Here is a 19,467-nt window from a genome sequence, read left to right as displayed (position 1 = left end):
GGGTTCAATAAATCACTAAACAAGGTATACTCCGGAGTTGTTTATTGTACTAAACGCTCCTGTGAGAGGATGCTACTGCGCACCTATGACTCAATTCGCTTCTCCAGTTCTGCATACGTTGCTGGATACCGACGCGTATAAACTGCACATGCAGCAAGCCGTTTTCCACCATTACTATGACGTTCATGTCGCGGCGGAATTCCGCTGCCGTGGCGACGACTTGCTCGGTATCTACGCAGACGCCATTCGTGAACAGGTCAATGCTATGCAGCATCTGACGCTGCAGGACGAGGAATATCAGTGGCTTTCTGGCCTGCCTTTCTTCAAAGCCGACTACCTGAACTGGCTGCGCGACTTCCGCTATAAGCCGGAGCAGGTCACCGTGGTTAACGATAACGGCAAGCTGGATATTCGCCTTGCAGGTCCGTGGCGGGAAGTGATCATGTGGGAAGTGCCGCTTCTGGCGGTAATCAGTGAACTGGCTCACCGCTACCGTTCCCCGGAAACGGGCGTAGCGCAGGCGGTGGCCTCGCTGGAAAAGAAACTCGCTGACTTCTCCACGCTGACCGCAGGGCTGGACATGTCCCGCTTCCGCCTGATGGACTTTGGCACCCGCCGCCGTTTTTCGCGTGACGTACAGGAGGCCATCGTTAAACGTCTGCAGCAGGAGCCGTGGTTCGTGGGCACCAGTAACTACGATCTGGCCCGTCGCCTCAATCTGACGCCAATGGGTACCCAGGCGCACGAGTGGTTCCAGGCGCATCAGCAAATTAGCCCTGACCTGGCTAACAGCCAGCGCGCAGCGCTGGCCGCATGGCTTGAGGAGTACCCGAGTCAACTCGGAATTGCCCTCACGGACTGTATTACGATGGATGCCTTCCTGCGCGACTTTGGACCTGAATTTGCGGAGCGTTATCAGGGGTTGCGCCACGATTCCGGAGATCCGGTTGAGTGGGGTGAGAAGGCGATTGCCCATTACGAGAAACTGGGCATTGACCCGATGAGCAAGGTGCTGGTCTTCTCCGATAATCTCGATCTGGCGAAAGCCGTCGAACTCTATCGCCATTTCAACGCCAGAGTGAACCTGAGCTTCGGGATCGGTACCCGGTTAACCTGCGACATTCCTCAGGTAAAACCTCTGAATATCGTGATAAAGCTGGTGGAATGTAATGGCAAACCGGTGGCGAAACTCTCCGACAGCCCGGGCAAAACCATCTGCCATGACAAGGCGTTTGTCCGCGCGTTGCGCAAAGCCTTCGATCTTCCCCAGATCAAAAAAGCCAGTTAAGCGCTTAAGGGAGCCTTCATGGCTCCCCTCTTCTTATTTATTTCTCAATTCTTCCCTTTTGACCGCGAAATTTACTTGTCTGATAGCGGATGGCAGGTAACATAGATATCCCCCCATAAGGGTGGACAAGTGTTTATTTTTTCCGACTATTAACAGAGAGAATATTATGAGCGTTGTGCCTGTAGCCGACGTACTCCAGGGCCGTGTCGCCGTTGACTCAGAAGTCACCGTGCGCGGATGGGTGCGTACCCGCCGAGATTCTAAAGCTGGCATCTCCTTCCTTGCCGTCTATGACGGTTCCTGCTTTGATCCTGTACAGGCCGTCATTAATAATTCTCTGCCCAATTACAATGATGACGTTCTGCACCTGACGACGGGCTGTTCCGTTATTGTCACCGGCGTGGTCGTGGCATCCCCGGGCCAGGGTCAGAGTTTCGAAATTCAGGCTTCTGCCATTGAAGTCACCGGCTGGGTTGAAGATCCGGATACCTATCCGATGGCGGCTAAACGTCACAGCATTGAGTATCTGCGTGAAGTGGCGCACCTTCGTCCACGTACCAACCTGATTGGTGCGGTTGCTCGCGTACGTCATACGCTGGCGCAGGCGCTGCATCGTTTCTTCGATGAGCAGGGTTATTTCTGGGTGTCTACCCCGCTGATCACCGCGTCCGATACGGAAGGCGCCGGTGAGATGTTCCGCGTCTCAACGCTGGATCTCGAAAACCTGCCGCGCACCCCGGAAGGTAAAGTGGACTATGACAAAGACTTCTTTGGTAAAGAGGCCTTCCTGACCGTATCCGGTCAGCTCAACGGCGAAACGTACGCCTGCGCGCTGTCTAAAATCTACACCTTTGGCCCTACCTTCCGTGCCGAAAACTCCAACACCAGCCGTCACCTGGCGGAATTCTGGATGCTGGAGCCTGAAGTGGCGTTCGCCAACCTGGACGATGTCGCGGGTCTGGCGGAAGCGATGCTGAAATATGTCTTCAAAGCGGTGCTGGAAGAGCGTCCGGACGACATGAAATTCTTCGCCGAGCGCGTAGACAGCGACGCGGTAGCCCGTCTGGAGCGCTTCGTCTCTGCCGATTTTGCGCAGGTGGATTACACCGACGCGGTGGCGATCCTCGAGAAATGCGGTGAGAAGTTCGAGAACCCGGTTTACTGGGGCGTAGACCTGGCGTCTGAGCACGAGCGCTATCTGGCCGAGAAGCATTTCAAAGCGCCGGTTGTCGTTAAAAACTACCCGAAAGACATTAAGGCCTTCTATATGCGCCTTAACGAAGACGGTAAAACCGTGGCAGCGATGGACGTCCTGGCGCCGGGCATCGGTGAAATCATCGGTGGCTCTCAGCGTGAAGAGCGTCTGGACGTGCTGGACGCGCGTATGGAAGAGATGGGTCTCAACCCTGCGGACTACAGCTGGTACCGCGATCTGCGTCGTTACGGTACCGTACCGCACGCCGGTTTTGGTCTGGGCTTTGAGCGTCTGATCGCCTACGTGACCGGTGTGCAGAACGTTCGTGACGTGATTCCGTTCCCACGTACGCCACGTAACGCCAGCTTCTAATCGGTAAAAGACTAAAATGGCCAGCCTGTGCTGGCCATTATTTTATCCTGTATTGTCAGTTTTCGTCAGCGTAAAGTCAGCATCTTCAAACCTTCACCCCGTCACAACCACTACCTGTTACGTTTTGTTTCCGCGAAATATCCAGCCACAAAAAATAAACCCCATTCTTATTGCGCTTATTACATCCTCAAGCAATAGCACAAATTTCAACCAATTTTACAGCCATCCAGAAGGCTTTTCGGCGTCATAAGAAAAAACGAGTCGTTTATCGTCTGTTTATATGAATTGCCTTTATCCAAATTAATCATAAGGAATTCATATATATAGGATAGATACTGTCGCTTAATTCACCAGGGCGTTCTGAAGTTTGAGGTGGTTCACAAAGTTCCCAAAAATACACATTTAGTTACATATATTTTCTTTTGGTTACTCAATCTTGAGAATTGTAGCACTTTCAGGCTAGCGAAACGCTTCGGCGAATGGAAAGATGCCTGTCAGATACATAAAGACACCAAACTCTCATCAATAGTTCCGGAAATATTTATTGACAGAATTTATTGACGGCAGTGGCGAGTGTCATAAAAAAACCAATGAGGGTAATAAATAATGATGAAGCGCAATATTCTGGCAGCGGTAATCCCTGCCCTGCTGGTAGCCGGTGCAGCCAACGCTGCAGAAATCTATAACAAAGACTCTAATAAACTGGATCTTTACGGGAAAGCGGTTGGTCTGCATTACTTCTCTGACTATGCTGGCAACGATGGCGACCAGACTTACGCTCGTCTGGGCTTCAAAGGCGAAACGAAAATCAATGACCAGCTGACCGGTTATGGCCAGTGGGAATACAACTTCCAGGGTAACAACTCCGAAGGCGCCGATGCTCAGAGCGGTAATAAAACCCGTCTGGCGTTCGCAGGTCTGAAATTCGGTGATGCAGGCTCCTTCGACTACGGTCGTAACTATGGCCTGGTGTATGATGCAATCGGCATCACCGATATGCTGCCAGAATGGGGTGGCGACACTGGCAAGAGCGATAACTTCTTCTCCAGCCGTAATGGTGGTCTGGCGACTTACCGTAACAGCGGCTTCTTCGGCCTGGTTGACGGTCTGAACTTTGGCGTTCAGTACCTGGGCAAAAATGACCGTGATGATGCAGTACGTTCTAACGGTGACGGTTGGGCAACCTCAGTTAGCTATGATTTCGAAGGCTTTGGTGTTGTGGGTGCATACGGCGCAGCTGACCGTACCAACAGCCAGCAAAAACTGGACTGGGGTAAAGGCGATAAAGCTGAGCAGTGGGCAACTGGCCTGAAGTATGACGCAAACAACATCTACCTGGCAGCACTGTACGGCGAAATGCACAACGCCGCGCGTTTGAGCAGCAAAGGTTTCGCTAACAAATCTCAGGACTTCTCTGTTGTCGCTCAGTATCAATTCGACTTCGGTCTGCGTCCATCCATCGCTTACTACAAATCTAAAGCGAAAGACGTAGAAGGCATTGGTGATGAAGATTTCATCAACTACATCGAAGTTGGCGCGACTTACTACTTCAACAAAAACATGTCCACCTATGTTGACTACCAGATCAACCAGCTGAAAGATGACAACAAACTGGGCATCAACAACGATGACACTGTAGCACTGGGTCTCGTCTACCAGTTCTAATCAGTACACCACTTTGTTATATGCTTAATGAACAGGGCTTCGGCCCTGTTTTTTTATGCCTGACAGAAAATAATGGCGACTTTTGAAAAGCCGCACGCTTTTCGTCGCAAACGGTTGGCATTTTGTAAATCTACCGTTAACCTGATAGCGGATTTCACTTCTGTAATCACAATGGAACTTCGTCATGTTTGAGAACATTACCGCCGCTCCTGCCGACCCGATTCTGGGCCTGGCCGATCTGTTTCGTGCCGACGACCGCCCTGGCAAAATCAACCTGGGTATTGGTGTATATAAAGATGAAACCGGCAAAACTCCGGTACTGACCAGCGTTAAGAAAGCTGAGCAGTATCTGCTGGAAAACGAAACCACCAAAAACTACCTCGGTATTGATGGTATCCCTGAATTTGGTCGCTGCACCCAGGAGCTGCTGTTCGGTAAAGGCAGTGCAATTGTGAGTGACAAACGTGCCCGTACGGCACAGACCCCGGGCGGTACCGGCGCGCTGCGCGTGGCGGCGGATTTCCTTGCGAAAAACACCTCTGTGAAGCGTGTCTGGGTAAGCAATCCAAGCTGGCCGAACCACAAGAGCGTATTTAACTCTGCGGGTCTGGAAGTGCGTGAATACGCCTACTACGACGCAGCAAACCACTCTCTGGACTTTGACGGCCTGCTGGCAAGCCTGAGCGAAGCGCAGGCAGGTGACGTGGTGCTGTTCCACGGCTGCTGCCACAACCCAACCGGTATCGATCCAACGCTTGAGCAGTGGGAACATCTGGCGAAGCTGTCCGTAGAAAAAGGCTGGCTGCCGCTGTTTGACTTTGCCTACCAGGGCTTCGCCCGTGGTCTGGAAGAAGATGCCGAAGGCCTGCGCGCGTTCGCCGCGGTGCATCAGGAGCTGATCGTTGCAAGCTCCTACTCCAAGAACTTTGGTCTGTACAATGAGCGTGTAGGTGCCTGTACGCTGGTTGCGGCTAACGATGAAACCGTCGATCGCGCGTTCAGCCAGATGAAATCCGTTATCCGCGCTAACTACTCTAACCCGCCGGCACACGGTGCCTCTGTTGTTGCGACTATCCTGAGCAACGATGCGCTGCGCGCCATTTGGGAACAAGAGCTGAACGATATGCGTCAGCGTATTCAACGCATGCGCCTGCTGTTTGTGAACACCCTGGCGGAGAAAGGCGCGGACCGCGACTTCAGCTTTATCATCAAACAGAACGGCATGTTCTCGTTCAGCGGCCTGACCAAAGAGCAGGTTCTGCGTCTGCGTGAAGAGTTCGGCGTGTACGCCGTAGCGTCTGGCCGCGTGAACGTTGCAGGCATGACGCCTGACAACATGGCGCCGCTGTGCGAAGCGATTGTCGCCGTACTGTAATTTGCGCCCATAAAAAAGCCTGCATCATGCAGGCTTTTTTTATTCGGGTTACCAGACAGGCATTTCATCCTGAAGGAACGGATTATGGAGCCGTTCATAGCCCAGCGTCGACATCGGACCGTGCCCAGGGATAAACGTCACATCATCACCCAGCGGCAATAACTTCTGTTTAATCGACTGAATCAGCTGTCCGTGATCGCCGCGCGGAAAATCGCTGCGTCCTACGCCACCTTTGAAAATCACATCGCCGGAGATCAGCAGACGGGACTGGTCATCAAAGAAGACGATATGGCCTGGCGTATGCCCAGGACAATGCAACACCTGTAAAGTCACATTCCCTATGCTAACGCGCTCTCCTTCGTTCAGCCAGCGATCGGGCGTCAGGGGCTGACACTCATCCAGGCCAAACATGCGGCTTTGGGCGGGTAACCCCTGCAGCCAGAACTCATCTTCTTTTTCCGGACCGACAATCGGCACGCCGTAGTGTTCAGCCAGTTCAGCCGCTGCGCCCACATGGTCGAGGTGACCATGCGTCAGTAAAATCTGCATAAGCGTCACGCCGCTGTCGGCGACTTCCTGCTTGATCTTCTCAGCGTCACCGCCGGGATCGACAAGCGCGGCCAGTTTAGTCTGTTCGCACCAGATGAGTGAGCAATTCTGGGAGAACGCGGTAACCGGAATAATACGATAGTTCATACTGCTCCTGTGTTTCGTTATTACCAGTGCCGAACCGGACCGGTATCAATATGCACAAAGTTGCTGCTGGGGTAATATCCTACACCACCTGCGCGCATAGATAACGCAGCTTTGCGAATATTGGCTAACGAAACGCCCTCAATATGGAAATCCATTGCCTGTCCCTTCGTGTGATAGCTTTTTTTCGCTACCCCGCGACTGTGGGCGCGCAGTTCATTATTGGTATCAATTGAGCGATAACCAGAAATAAGCTGCACCGGCTTGCTGGTACCCAGCAGGCCCTGAAGGCGGTAAAGCTGATCAAACAGTCCTGGATCGATGGCTTTTATTTTATTCGCGCGGAAATCACGGAAAAAATGGTTAAGTCTTGCTAATTCATCCTGAATATAGCCTCTGCCATCGAAGAACTCCGCTTTTAGCGACTCACCGGTATGAAGATTGTTGAGCGTTAAAACTCGCGGACGAGGTGTCGAGAGGGTGGCAAATGCTGGCGTCGGCAAGATGGCCGCTGCGCCAAGCGCAACACCACCTAACGCCAGCAGTTTGCGGCGATTAGCGTCAAATTTGTCCATGATAATCAGGTCTACAGGTAAAAGAAATCGTAATATGCATAGCGCACGAAGGGCACCTTAACTGGCAAAACCGGGTACGTCAAGGCGCCCAACCCCAGTGAATACGCGGCTTGCAGCGATATAGCCCCTTATTCACCCTAACTTACGACAATCAATTTTCCCGAACTGCTTCATTTACCTGATTAATTGTTCCGCTTTTGGCAAAATTTGTGCGCCGGATCGCGCGGTGAGATCATAATTGTAAATATCTGTACGGTACTGAGTCCGCCCATCTTCGCCCACAAACGCCGTCAGATAGTAAAGATTGACCGGAATATTGTGTCGAATATTAACGTAACGCGTATCCCCTTGTTTCAGGGCATCCGAAATGCGCGTATCGTTCCACCCTGCATCCTGCAGCAGCATATTGGCCAGCTCCGAGGCTTTGTTCACGCGCACGCAGCCAGAACTCAGCGCGCGCGTATCTTTCTGGAACAGATTGTGGTTCGGCGTATCGTGCAGATAGATAGCGTCAGAACTCGGCATATTGAATTTGTAACGCCCTAAAGAGTTATGCGCCCCCGGTGCCTGCTGGAAACGGAACGGCAGGTTTGACGCCGTGATTGTCGACCAGTCGACCATATAAGGATCGATAGCCTCTTTACTGTTCCATCCACGCATCACCGTATAGCCATGACGTTCCAGATAACCCGGATCGTTCCAGACCTTCGGCAGAATGTCTTTCCGCGCCAGCGTCGGTGGCACGTTCCACGGCGGGTTAACGACTACGTTATTGAGCGCGCTGCTCATCATCGGTGTTTTGCGATCCGGACGCCCGACAATCACGCGCGACGCCAGTTTTTCGCTACCGTCCTGGTAATAGACCAGGGAATACGCCGGAATGTTAACCATAATGCCGGTAGAGAGGGTTCCCGGCAGCAGGCGCAAACGCTGGATATTGAGCGCCAGCACCCCTGCCCGCTGCGCAGGCGATACGTTCAGCCAGTCTCGCGTCGTCTGGCCAATGACGCCATCGGCTCCCAGTCCCTGAGCGGCCTGGAATTGCTTCACTGCCGCAACCAGCTCGCGATCGTATGCTGCGGGTTTATTGCTGACGGCAATCGCTTTTTTCTCTTTCACGGGCGCTGACGGGCTGACCGCCGCGTTTTGCGGATCGTCGCCTGGCAGGGCGATATGTGGCCCGCCTTCAAGAAGACCCGAGCGCGTCAGGATCTCGCGCAGAGCAGGCACATCGCTGCTCCACTGCCCCGGACGCAGCGTCGCGGTGCCGCGCATCTGCGGCCATGGGCGCGAGTCGCCCACCAGCGCGAGGAGCGACTGGTGAAGCGTGGCGTATTGTGGATGCGCCGGTGCGAGGCTGGCAATAAAGCGCGGCAGTTCACCATTATCGAGGGCTAACTGCCACTGGTTAATCACCGACAGCGCTGGCGTCGCGAGCTTATACGGCTTATCGCTGTAAAGCCAGCGGTTGCCATTGACCGGAATACCCGCCACGAACTGCAGGTAACCCATCATGGCATCGGAAAGCACCACATCTCTCGCCTGCCCTGTTACGGCAGGATCGGTTAACAGCTCAACCCACTTTGTAAACTGCGGCTGAAACCCTGCAATCGCGACCTCCGCCAGCTGCTGCTGAAAGGCGCGCACGGCATCGCGGTTTTCCCACATCGGTTTCATATCGCGGGCAGCATAAAGCAGCGTGAGCTGATTGAGATAGACAGGCGTGTAGCCTGACGGCAGCCCCGACTGCAGCTGCTGGCTGAGCGATTCGGCGTCGATGCCTTCCGGCAGCGGCTTAATACCGGCCATGATCGCCGTCGCCGGAGATTGCTCCAGCGGCTGGAACAACGACGTAGGCTGCGCGCCCGTCGTTGCCGAGCTGTCAGTCGGCACAATTTCAGGCTCGTCGGCCTGGGCGGTTAACAGTGGAGCAAACATCACTGCCAGACATAAACTTAGCGCCGACAGCTGACGACCACATTTTTTCTTAAGCAACATCCCTTGCCCCCTGTTTTCACGACATGCCCATCACGTTGGGGCTTTCTTTCATTATAGGTAGACGGCTAAGCTGTTGCCTTACCTTATGTAAAGAAGTTTAAAGATAACGCAGCCCTAAGCACAAGTTAAGTTTAAAAAAAAAGCGGCGCCAGAGCGCCGCTTCGGGTCAGAAGACACTTCAGGAAGCGTCCGCCGTGGTTTCCGGCAGTGACTCCGGCGGCTGCGGCGCAAAGCCGCGCAGCCCGACAACGTGAACGTGCTCGCTGTTCTGGAACACTTTACGCACCAGCTTGTAGGTTGTCCCTTTTTCAGGGCTAATGTTCTCCGGTGCGGCAATGATGAGCTGCATATCGAGACGTTCGCAAAGCTCAAACAGCGTGGCAATGGAGCGCGCATCAAGACGCGCCGCCTCATCCAGGAACAGCAGTCGGCATGGGGAGATGTCTTTGCCGCGCAGGCGGCGCGCTTCGTCTTCCCAGCTCTGTACCACCATCACCAGAATCGACATCCCGGTACCGATCGCTTCACCGGTAGAGAGCGCCCCGGATTCCGCGCGCAGCCAGCCGTCGGAGCCACGGTTTACCTCAACCTCCATTTCCAGGTAGTTACGGTAATCCAGCAGCTCTTCCCCGATGGTTTGCGGCGTACGCTGTCCCATATCAATCTGCGGATTCAGGCGCTGATACAGCTTCGCCAGCGCTTCGGAGAAGGTCAGACGGTTGCTGTTGAACAGATCCTGGTGCTGCTCGTGCTGCTCAGACAGCACTTCCAGCAGCGTCGCGTGGGCTTCACGCACGTTGACGTTGAGGCGCACGCTGTTCACCTGGCCAAACGACACGCTCTGCAGACCCTGGTTCAGCTGGCGAATGCGGTTCTGCTCGCGCTGAATAGTTTTGCGGATGATATTCGCCACGCTGCGGGAGCTGATCGCCAGCTTCTGCTCGCGAGAGGTCAGCTCTTCCGTCAGACGCCCCAGCTCGATTTCCATCTGCTCAATGGCTTCGACCGGATCGTCGGTACGGATAATGTCCTGACGAATACGCTCGCGCAGGTGCTGGTAAACCGCCACGAAGAACTGGATTTTACGTTCAGGACGTTTCGGATCTTCTGACATACGCAGGACATCGCGCAGGTGTTCGTTATCCGCCACCGCCAGACGCAGCGCACCCAGCGCCTTATCCGACATGGAACGCAGCTCATCGGCAGAGAGATACGCCAGCTCGCGACGGTGCAGACGACGCTCAACGTTATTGTCTTTCACCATGCGCATTACCGCGCACCAGCCCGCCTTGGCGGTCACGACCTGCTCGCGCATCTCAAAGTAGTCGCGCTCCAGCTTGCGCAGGCGACGGGTCAGGTTATCCATCTCCGCTTCACAGAAGGTCAGCGCTTTTTCCAGCTGATTGCGACGCGCGCGGTTATTGCTGAGCTGAGCATGCAGCTCGTCACGACGAATGCGCGCGCGCTCTTCCGCCCCGCTGTCGGCACGGACGCCGATATCCTGAAGCTCTTTCTGCAGGTCGTTTAACAGCTCTTTCTTGGTGTCGAAGGAGCTTTTCAGCGAGGCCAGCACCTGGTTGTACTGGTTCAGCTGAGCGGAGTGGCTGCGCATCGCTTCGCGGGCGCGGGTACGCTCCGCTTCCGCCTGCTCAAGGCGCTGACGCAGCTTTTCATTCAGATCGCTGTTACCGCTCAGCATTTCAGCCGAATCGGAGTAGCCGAAATGGGCGCGACGCTGCACCACTTCCGTCAGGGCAAACGCCTGCTGACGCGCTTCGCGCTGCACCTGCTGTGACCAGGCATAATCTTCTTTTAACTGCTCGAACTGTTCCGGGTCGCTCTGCAGGACAGAGACAACCGGCTCCAGCTTCGCCAGCTGATTGCCGTGCTGCTGCACGAAGCGCGCGGCTTCCTGCGCTTCATCCAGACGCTCCTGGATCTCATCCACGCGGTCGGCCAGCGTGTCGTCTGCCAGCAGATTCAGGCGCGGCAGAATACGGTTAAGGGCCGCAACGCCCTCTTTCGCCTGCTCGAACTGGACGCGACTCTGCTGGTTGTCGCTTTCATGACTGGCAATCGCCCGTTCCAGTTCGCCACGGCGGGTATTGAGTTTGCGAATTTCCGCTTCCGGGTCGGCTTCGAAGGCCACGGCCAGATGGCTGCCGATAAAGCGGCTAAACGCCTGATGCAGACGCTGGGTTTTCTGCACGTCAAACGACAGCGTCGCAAAACGTTCAGACAGCGTCTCACGCTCGGCGTGCAGGCTTTCGATGCGGCTTTCACGCGCGGCGCGGCCAAACAGCGGCAGTTCCGGGAAGCGGGAGTAGCGCCACTGACGGTCGGCGATTTTGACTACCACCGCTTTTTCCAGCTCGTCGACGCTAAATACGCTGTCATCGAACGACTGCGGATCCCCTTCGATCAGGTAGAGATCTTCCGGACAATCTTCCAGACCGGCAAGCTGCTCAGAAATCAGCGACAGATCCGGCACCACGATCGCGTTACGGGATGGACCGTACAGTGCCGAGAAGTATGGCGCATCGTCCAGGCCGACGTCGTCGTAAATCTCAGACAGCAGTACGCCGCCAAAACGCTCTGCCAGGGCATTGAGGCGCGGGTCTTCCGCACCGCCCGGCTGGCTTAAGCGCTCAATTTCTTCGTCGACGTCACGCTTGCGCGCGCCCACTTCATCACGCTCAACAATCGCCTCGCGCTCGCGCTCCAGCAGCTGCTGCAGGTATTCAGTGACTTCCTGGCTGGATTCGAACTGCTCGCCGCACTGCTCACTGAGCTGGTTAAGGCTGCTCTGGGCCGCCAGCCAGACCGGGGCACGCTGCAGAAGTGCTTGCGAACGGGACTGAAGCTGTTCCAGCTCCTGACGCAGGGTCATACGCTGTTCGCTGGCGCTGGAGACCGTGTCTGAAAGCGCAGCGATACGCGCCTCGAGCTCCTGATGCAGGGCCTCAAGCTCGTCAAAATCGTAATGTTTGCCCTGACGCTTGCAGAATTCGGCCAGCAGACGCTCGGCTTCCTGCTGCTCGCGCAGGCGCTGTTCCAGCTCGTTCAGACGCATACGCAGCGGCTGAACCTGCTCGGCCAGATGGCGCTGGTTCACGCCGTCGCGCAGCAGCTCGCGGGCAACGTCCCAGGCTTCGTTACGTGCCAGCGGGCCGTTAATCGCCACAACCAGCTGATAGGCCTGCTCAAACTGGCTGTGCGCCGTTTGGGCGACGCTCATTTTCTGTTCGAGGGAGAGCAGTTTCTCAGTGGCTTCCTGCTCTTTGGCCTGGAAGGTATCCAGCCACTCGTCGGCGCTTTCCGGCGTCAGGTCAGGCAGATGGCACAGCTCTTTCGCGCGCTGTAAGGCCTGCAGTGCCTGGGTGTACTGGATCGCACGCGTCTGCTGCACGTCCAGCGCCTGCTGGTAATCGGCAAGCTGGCTTTTCAGCTCATCCACTTCCAGCTCGGCCGCTTCGGCGCGGGCTTCGTTCTCTTCCTGCATCTCGGCGGCTTCGGCCACCACTTCATTTTGCTCTTCAAGACGAATTTGCAGCTCGTCGAGGTCCGCTTCATAGCGCTCGATTTTTTCCTGCTGACGCAGCGCAGTTTGCACCAGGTTCAGGTGATCGCTGGCGGCCTGGTAATCGGCTTCCAGGTCACCTTCAGCACCGTTGTGCTCACCGAGCTCGCGCGCCATTTCGACGTGCTTGTACTGCTCGGCCACCAGCTGTTTGCGGGAGGTAAACAGCTCGCGGCGGTATTCTAATGCCTGATCGAGGTGAACGCGGCGCTCGTTGGCGTGGCGCATGTAGTCCGCCGCCACGTAGTTAGTGGCTTCGCTGATCAGGTGTTTAAACAGATCGCGGTCAGACTGGGTCACGCGAATCGCTTCCAGCGTCATGCGGTTTTCACGCAGCGCCGCCTCCATGTCCTGGAAGGCCTTACGCACGCCGCTGTTTTCCGGCAGCAGGTAGTCGCGCAGGGAGCGGGTAATGGCGCTGGAGATACCGCCGTACAGGGACGCTTCGATCAGGCGGTAGTATTTGCTACGGTCTGATGCGGTACGCAGACGACGCGCCACCACGCCGAGATCGAACATCAGCGAGTGGTAGTCTGTAATCGAGTTGAACTGTTTGAACTGCACGCCTTCGATCGCTTCGAGCTTATCTTTCAGCTCCTGCAGCGTCAGCACGCGCGCCTGGCGCTCGTTCAGGGTTTCCGTCAGCAGCGCCGTCGGCTGCACAGACGTTGGCAGCCCCTGGATGGCGAACGGTTTAATGTCGACTTTACGGTCGCGACCGGCAACCTGCTGCAGGCGCACACCCACCACCACGCGCTGATGGCGGGAGTTAATGACGTCCAGAACCGAATAACAGACGCCGGCCTTCAGCTTCCCGTGCAGACCTTTATCACGGGAACCGCTTGTGGCCCCCGCTTCGGTGGTGTTACGGAAGTGAAGCAGCGTCAGGTCAGGGATCAGCGCCGTGACAAAGGCCGCCATGGTGGTGGATTTACCCGCCCCGTTACCGCCTGAGAGCGTCGTCACCAGCTCATCCAGATCGAACGTTCGGGCAAAGAAGCCGTTCCAGTTAATCAGCGTCAGTGAGCGAAATTTACCGCGTTCAATCATTACTCTTCCTCCCCGCTATCCGGCAGATTCTCTTCATGCTCGTCATTGAGCTGCAAATGGTTTTCCACCGGCATCGCTTCACCGTCGCGGATCATGCGAAGCTGCGCTTCACGCGCGTCATCGCCCGCACGCACGTCGGCGCCGAAGCGGAAGACAGATTCCGTAATGCGGAATTTGCTGCTGTCGTGCCCCATAAACCAGACCATCCCCAGACGACGCAGACGGTTCAGGGAAGAGCGGACTTTTTCCTGTAATTTCTGACGATCGAGATCCGACCCCGTGGAGCGGTTGTTCACCAGCTTGAGCAGCTTGCTCTCATCTGCCAGCGTCAACAGCTCGTCGTAAAGTTCCTGCTGGGTGAAGATCCCTTCATTCGCCAGACGTTCCGGGCTGAGGTAGAGGTAGCAGAGAATTTTGCCGACCATCATATCCAGCTCGGAGAGCACGGAACGCGGAATCAGCGTCGTGGAGCGCGGGCGCAGGTAGAAAAACCCTTCCGGCGCGCGGATAAGCTCCACGTTGTAGCGGGCGTAAAACTCTTCCAGGTACTCCTGGAAGTCCATCAAAAAGGCGTGATTATCCAGCTCGTCTAAGCCAATGTGACGACCGGCACGCAGCTGGCTGTCAAGCGCCGGAAATAACGGATTCGCCAGCGCCTGTGCCAGCTTAACCGGCATCACTTGTTCAATATTTGTCAATGACATGCGCCTGTACCTTGGCTCCGTAATCGTTAATTGGCTGCCACTTCGGCGGCAGTCCGGTGAAATCGGCTTGCGCGATACCCAGGCGAACCGCCTGGTCTACCACAATGCGGGCAACGTCGAAGTGGCGCGCGCGAGGATATTGCGCCAGATAGTCGCGCACCACGAGCCCCAGATCCAGCGGAGCTTGTCTGGTTTTGTAGACCGCGAGCTGTTCTTCGATCATTGCCGCAAGCTGCTCGCGAATTTCGTTAAATTCTTCGTATTCCAAATCCGGCGGCAGTTCACCGGTTACCTCTTCATCACGCAATGCCATCTCTTCGTCGCGCATATCCAGCAGACGATCGGCATTGGCGTAGGTCAGCGCCCACGGCGCATCGAAATAGGTCTGCACCGACTGGCGCAGACGCTGGGCAAAGACGCGGTTTTTATCCATATCGATCGCGGTACGGATAAATTTATGCACGTGTCGGTCGTAGCCGATCCACAGGTCGATCGACTGCTGGCCCCAGCTGATGATGCGGTCCAGCTTGCTCTGCAGGTCGAACACTAAACGATCGATAAAGTGCAGATCGTCGTGTGCCAGCGTCGCGTCCTGGATGCGCAGCAGGTTCGCCTGCAGCTTATCCCCTGCGGCTTCCAGCGTATCCTGCAGCTCACGCAGCGTACCGGAGGTTTCTGACAGCAGAAGTTCACAGCTGGAGATGGCTGCACGCCAGTCTTTATTCAGCAGCTGTGCGATATCGTCTTTGACCTGCTGCTGCTGTTCGTCCATCAGGCGCTGGGTCAGATCGATACTGTCGAAGATTTCCGCCACCGAGTATTTCAGCGGTGCATAGACGTTTCGGTGCCAGTGGAATTCGTCACCGTCTTCATCTGCCGCATCGGCGGCGCGCTTAAGCTCACCGGCCACGATCGACAGCTGCATGGACAGACGCAGCGTGGAAAATTCGCGCTGGCGAATGTAGTAATCGGTGATGCCGATGCCCAGTGGCGTCAGGCGATAGATGGCGTTTCCTTCCGCCTGCTCGCTGGTAAAGCGGTTCAGCAGACGTTGACGCACCATATCGTTGATTGCGTTGTTGGCACGCACGCTAATGGTTTCGCTGGTTTGCTCAAACGCATCACTGACATGGCGGAACGCATCCACCAGTTCACCCTCGCTCATTTCCCCATCCAGCCGCTCGCCGTTCAGCGTGGCGACCGCCAGCAGGAAAGAGAGTCTGTCTACCGGCAGCGAGATGGAGAAATCGTTTTTCCTGGCCCAGGCAACCAGTTCGGGGACTGTCTGGGAAAATTCACTCATAGGTTATCCTTGCATCTGCGGCTTGTGCGCGGTGACGTGAATATAGCGGCCAAGGCTGACAAAAGGCTCCTGGCGGCAATACCGCGTTTCCAATTCTGTTAAGGTGTCAAAACAGTCACGCTGTTTGTGTTTTTCACGCAGATAATCATGAAACACCCTGACGCCCGTCTTCCCGACAATCTGCCAGCCAATCGCTTCCAGCCAGCCATAGACCTGCTGTGGATCGCGCGGATAGTCCGGGGAAAGCGTGCGTTTTTTCTTTTTGGGCATCCCGACCTGAACATAGTCGAAGTTTCCCGCAACCATGTTGTGCATCAGGAAGCCGTTAGCATTGTAGAACATCAACGACAGCGTGCCGCCCGGGCGCAACATCGACCACAGGGTTTGTAACACGCTTAGCGGATCGGCAACCCACTCCAGCACCGCATGAAACAATATCAGATCAACCTGGGTTTCCAAATGCTGTGCGATGTCCTGAGCGGCGCATTGTATAAAATGCATGTTGTCGCTCACACCTTTCTCTTCTGCCGCACGCGTCGCGCGGGCGACCATTTCAGCAGAAAGATCGCAAAGCGTGACGTGATGACCGCGTTCCGCCATTTTTATGGCCGTCTGCCCTTCACCGCCTCCGGCATCCAGCACGCGCAACGTTTGACCACCAAAGGTAGCCAGAATGGTGTCCAGATCCTGCCAGAGGATCGTCTGACGGAGCTGCCCTTTCGTGGTGCCATAAATGTTGCGCGAAAACTTTTCCGCGATGTCATCAAAATTGCGATCCCGCATTGGGAGAGTTCCACTCGCTAACTGCAAAACCGCTATTTTGTCACACCCGCGCGGAGAATGAACCTCTCTGGTGTAATATCACCGTCAATCACCTGCTATATGGTCAAAAAAGGAACCAAAAAGGATGCTTTTTACCCTTAAGAAATACATTGGAGGGATGATGCTTCCCCTTCCGCTGCTGCTCATCATCATCGCGCTGGGGCTGGCGCTGGTGTGGTTCAGTCGCTTTCAGAAGAGTGGCAAAACGCTGATCACGTTCGGCTGGTTGGTCCTGCTGCTGCTGAGCCTGCAGCCGGTGGCTGATGGTCTGTTACGCCCCATCGAAAACAGGTACCCGACATGGCAGGGAAATCAGAAAGCGGCGTACATCGTGGTGCTGGGCGGCGGATATACCTGGGATCCTGACTGGGCCCCCAGCTCAAACCTGATCAACAACAGCCTGCCGCGGCTAAACGAAGGCATTCGCCTCTGGCTGGCGAATCCGGGATCAAAAATGATCTTTACCGGCGCGGCGGCCAAAACGAACCCGGTGAGTACGGCGGAAGCGGGTGCCCGGGTCGCGGAATCACTCGGCGTACCGCGCTCCTCAATCATCACGTTGGACAGCCCAAAAGATACTGAAGAAGAAGCTGCCGCAGTGAAGCAGGCGATTGGCGATGCCCCGTTCTTACTGGTGACCTCCGCCTCGCACCTGCCGCGCGCGATGATTTTCTTTGAAAAACAGGGCCTGCACCCGCTTCCCGCACCGGCGAACCAGATGGCCATCGACGCGCCGCTTAATCCGTGGGAGCGGGTAATCCCGTCCCCGATGTGGCTGATGCATAGCGATCGCGTCGGTTATGAGACGCTCGGACGCCTCTGGCAGTGGCTGAAAGGTTCCTCAGGCGAGCCAGGGCAAGAGTGATTTAGTCGCCAGATCGAAGTTTGCGCGATTAAAGCGTCCGGTGTTAACCAGCTGCGCAACTTCGTCCCAGAGCAGGTAGAGCCAGCGCCGCCAGAGAAACGCTTCCGCAACGGGGGCGCGTTGAAGGTAATGCCACAGTAAACCTTCCGCCGCCCCGCTGTCGCTGAGCCTGAACAGCTCATATTCGCGCGGAGCCCAGAGCATGATCCCCGGCCCCACCATCGCCAGAAGCTGATCGCTGCGGGGGTCTTTCAGCATACTGCGCAGGGTGAAGTTACCGTGGATCAGCACGCAGTTATCGTTAAAACCTTCGAACAGCGCCGGTAAACACTCCCGGGTGCGAAAGAGAATACGTTTGTCCTGCATGGTTAAACCGGTATTGTTGAACTGGTTAAGCGTTCCCCACAGCACTTCAACCCGCTGGCGATACCACAGCGGCCAGAGATTTTCCTGAGTGCTGTCGACCGGCCCGACAAGTCCGCGGCTATCCTGACGGTGCCACGCCAGCAGCGCCTCGACAATCTGGTCTTTTAGCTGTTCCCAGCGTTCCGGCGTTCGCGCGGGCGCTTCAACGGGTACACCACGTAAACGTTCAATCAGCAGTACGTCCGGGCCGGGGTGTTCCTCATGGGTCATCACGCCGTACACCGTTGGCATACGCACGGTTCCCTCCCGCGCCAGCATCGACATTTTCCATGCAAGCTGCCTGGCAACGCCGGGTGACGTGAAACTCCGTGCCATCAGCGGCATTGGGTTACCCTCACTGTCGTACAACGACCAGAGCGCGGTATCGGCTTTTTCACTCACGCATTCGACCCGGCTTAACTTTTCACCCAGCAGATGGCTAAGTTCGGCACGCAGCTGTTCCATATGAGATTACCCCCATTAAGACTACTGCTTTTATAATGAGCGTCCTTAATGAAGATGTCACCCGGAAGAGATCAATCAGGAAAAAGAAAGTGAAAAATAAACCGGAGAATGCATCTCTCCCAACGGAGAGATGCCGGTAAGATTAACGCAATTCAGCGCGAACGCGCTCAAGATCTTCAGGGGTGTCTACGCCCGTGCCGGGGACTTCCTCAGCAACGGCAACGTGAATTTTCTCGCCGTACCAGAGCACGCGGAGCTGCTCCAGCATTTCGATATGCTCCAGCGGACTCGGGGCCCAGGCCACATAACGGCGAATAAAGCCGGCGCGATAGCCGTAGATCCCAATATGACGCAGGAAGGTATCACCGATGGTCTCTTTAGAAAGCGCAAAGCGATCGCGATCCCACGGGATCGTGGCACGGGAGAAATAGAGCGCATAGCCTTCCGCATCCATGACGACCTTCACCGCATTCGGGTTGAAAGCTTCTTCTGCATGATGAATGGGTACCGCCAGCGTGGCCATTCCAACCTGACGCTGCGCCAGGTTTTCGGCCACCTGACGGATAATGACAGCGGGGATCATCGGCTCGTCACCCTGCACGTTTACGATAACCGTATCATCACTGAAACCGCATTTCTCAACCACTTCCGCCAGACGCTCGGTGCCGGACTGGTGATCTGCGCGGGTCATGCATACCTCACCGCCTGCCGCCTCAACCGCACGAGCGACATCCGGATGATCGGTGGCAACAATCACACGGTCAGCACCGGATTCACGCGCCCGCTCAAGGACATGCACGATCATCGGCTTGCCATTGATATCCACCAGCGGTTTACCCGGCAGACGGGTTGAAGCGTAACGCGCAGGAATAATGACAACAAAACTCATGGTTTGCTCTCTTCTGCCACCAGGGAACGGGCTTCGTTTTCCAGCAATACCGGAATACCGTCGCGCAGCGGGAAAGCCAGGCTGTCCAGCTTGCAAATGAGCTCTTGTTTGTCCTGGCTGTAGTAGAGTTTGCCGTTGCATACCGGGCAGGCAATAATTTCAAGTAAACGGTGATCCATAGTTCCTCCGTATGGGTAATCGCTAAAGCTTAACACATTCCTTT

Annotated in this window: 15 protein-coding genes; 5 read left to right on the top strand and 10 right to left on the bottom strand. The window is 55.7% G+C overall.

Features of this window, described 5'->3' with window-relative positions; genetic code table 11:
• Nucleotides 1–85 precede the first annotated feature (85 nt).
• The 4 genes from pncB to aspC all read left to right on the top strand — a co-directional run bounded on the left by pncB (nucleotide 86) and on the right by aspC (nucleotide 5,895).
• Nucleotides 86–1,288: a nicotinate phosphoribosyltransferase gene (gene pncB / locus PI91_RS10230; RefSeq protein WP_023343692.1), complete on the top strand. Its 1,203-nt coding sequence runs from the start codon at nucleotides 86–88 to the stop codon at nucleotides 1,286–1,288.
• Nucleotides 1,289–1,454: 166 nt separating this feature from the next.
• A complete protein-coding gene (gene asnS, locus PI91_RS10225) occupies nucleotides 1,455–2,855 on the top strand; it encodes an asparagine--tRNA ligase (RefSeq protein WP_021240867.1) in 1,401 nt (466 codons plus the stop codon).
• Between the two features lie 606 nt (nucleotides 2,856–3,461).
• Entirely contained in the window at nucleotides 3,462–4,520 is a 1,059-nt protein-coding gene (ompF, locus tag PI91_RS10220; protein WP_039266080.1) for a porin OmpF, read from the top strand.
• 184 nt (nucleotides 4,521–4,704) lie between these two features.
• Complete coding sequence (gene aspC / locus PI91_RS10215; RefSeq protein ID WP_008499949.1) at nucleotides 4,705–5,895, top strand: aspartate transaminase; 1,191 nt, start codon at nucleotides 4,705–4,707, stop codon at nucleotides 5,893–5,895.
• A 48-nt stretch (nucleotides 5,896–5,943) separates the two neighbouring features.
• Here aspC and PI91_RS10210 read toward each other — a convergent pair whose 3' ends face one another.
• From PI91_RS10210 to cmoM, 7 genes are all read right to left on the bottom strand, one after another.
• The gene (locus tag PI91_RS10210) at nucleotides 5,944–6,591 is read right to left on the bottom strand and encodes an MBL fold metallo-hydrolase (protein WP_008499950.1); all 648 of its coding nucleotides are present in this window, start codon (nucleotides 6,589–6,591) and stop codon (nucleotides 5,944–5,946) included.
• A gap of 20 nt (nucleotides 6,592–6,611) precedes the next feature.
• Complete coding sequence (locus PI91_RS10205) at nucleotides 6,612–7,163, bottom strand: YcbK family protein (RefSeq protein WP_039266079.1); 552 nt, start codon at nucleotides 7,161–7,163, stop codon at nucleotides 6,612–6,614.
• Between the two features lie 174 nt (nucleotides 7,164–7,337).
• Nucleotides 7,338–9,161, bottom strand: coding sequence for a L,D-transpeptidase (gene ldtD, locus PI91_RS10200; protein WP_039266078.1), 1,824 nt, complete (start codon nucleotides 9,159–9,161; stop codon nucleotides 7,338–7,340).
• A gap of 178 nt (nucleotides 9,162–9,339) precedes the next feature.
• Nucleotides 9,340–13,791, bottom strand: coding sequence for a chromosome partition protein MukB (mukB, locus tag PI91_RS10195; RefSeq protein ID WP_025912942.1), 4,452 nt, complete (start codon nucleotides 13,789–13,791; stop codon nucleotides 9,340–9,342).
• Nucleotides 13,791–14,495, bottom strand: coding sequence for a chromosome partition protein MukE (gene mukE / locus PI91_RS10190; RefSeq protein ID WP_008499954.1), 705 nt, complete (start codon nucleotides 14,493–14,495; stop codon nucleotides 13,791–13,793). Before mukE ends, mukB begins: the two co-directional genes overlap by 1 nt.
• A complete protein-coding gene (gene mukF / locus PI91_RS10185; protein WP_008499955.1) occupies nucleotides 14,476–15,798 on the bottom strand; it encodes a chromosome partition protein MukF in 1,323 nt (440 codons plus the stop codon). The genes mukE and mukF overlap by 20 nt, the downstream gene beginning before the upstream one ends.
• Before the next feature lie 3 nt (nucleotides 15,799–15,801).
• The gene (cmoM, locus tag PI91_RS10180) at nucleotides 15,802–16,581 is read right to left on the bottom strand and encodes a tRNA uridine 5-oxyacetic acid(34) methyltransferase CmoM (protein WP_008499956.1); all 780 of its coding nucleotides are present in this window, start codon (nucleotides 16,579–16,581) and stop codon (nucleotides 15,802–15,804) included.
• 124 nt (nucleotides 16,582–16,705) lie between these two features.
• Here cmoM and elyC point away from each other — a divergent pair, with 124 nt between their 5' ends.
• Complete coding sequence (gene elyC, locus PI91_RS10175) at nucleotides 16,706–17,485, top strand: envelope biogenesis factor ElyC (protein WP_039266077.1); 780 nt, start codon at nucleotides 16,706–16,708, stop codon at nucleotides 17,483–17,485.
• Here the strand turns inward: elyC and PI91_RS10170 are convergent.
• From PI91_RS10170 to ycaR, 3 genes are all read right to left on the bottom strand, one after another.
• Nucleotides 17,462–18,355 carry a YcbJ family phosphotransferase gene (locus tag PI91_RS10170; RefSeq protein ID WP_008499958.1) on the bottom strand — a complete coding sequence of 298 codons (894 nt, stop codon included), beginning with the start codon at nucleotides 18,353–18,355 and terminating at the stop codon, nucleotides 17,462–17,464. The genes elyC and PI91_RS10170 overlap by 24 nt on opposite strands.
• A 142-nt stretch (nucleotides 18,356–18,497) precedes the next feature.
• On the bottom strand, nucleotides 18,498–19,244 hold the full coding sequence (kdsB, locus tag PI91_RS10165) for a 3-deoxy-manno-octulosonate cytidylyltransferase (protein ID WP_008499959.1): 747 nt from the start codon (nucleotides 19,242–19,244) through the stop codon (nucleotides 18,498–18,500).
• Nucleotides 19,241–19,423: a protein YcaR gene (gene ycaR, locus PI91_RS10160; RefSeq protein WP_006174474.1), complete on the bottom strand. Its 183-nt coding sequence runs from the start codon at nucleotides 19,421–19,423 to the stop codon at nucleotides 19,241–19,243. Before ycaR ends, kdsB begins: the two co-directional genes overlap by 4 nt.
• Between the last annotated feature and the right edge of the window lie 44 nt (nucleotides 19,424–19,467).

It is taken from the genome of Enterobacter sp. FB (assembly GCF_000805795.1).
Taxonomy (GTDB): domain Bacteria; phylum Pseudomonadota; class Gammaproteobacteria; order Enterobacterales; family Enterobacteriaceae; genus Enterobacter; species Enterobacter roggenkampii.
Note: the sequence above shows the minus strand (reverse complement) of the source record. Positions and strands in the feature narration are given on the sequence as shown.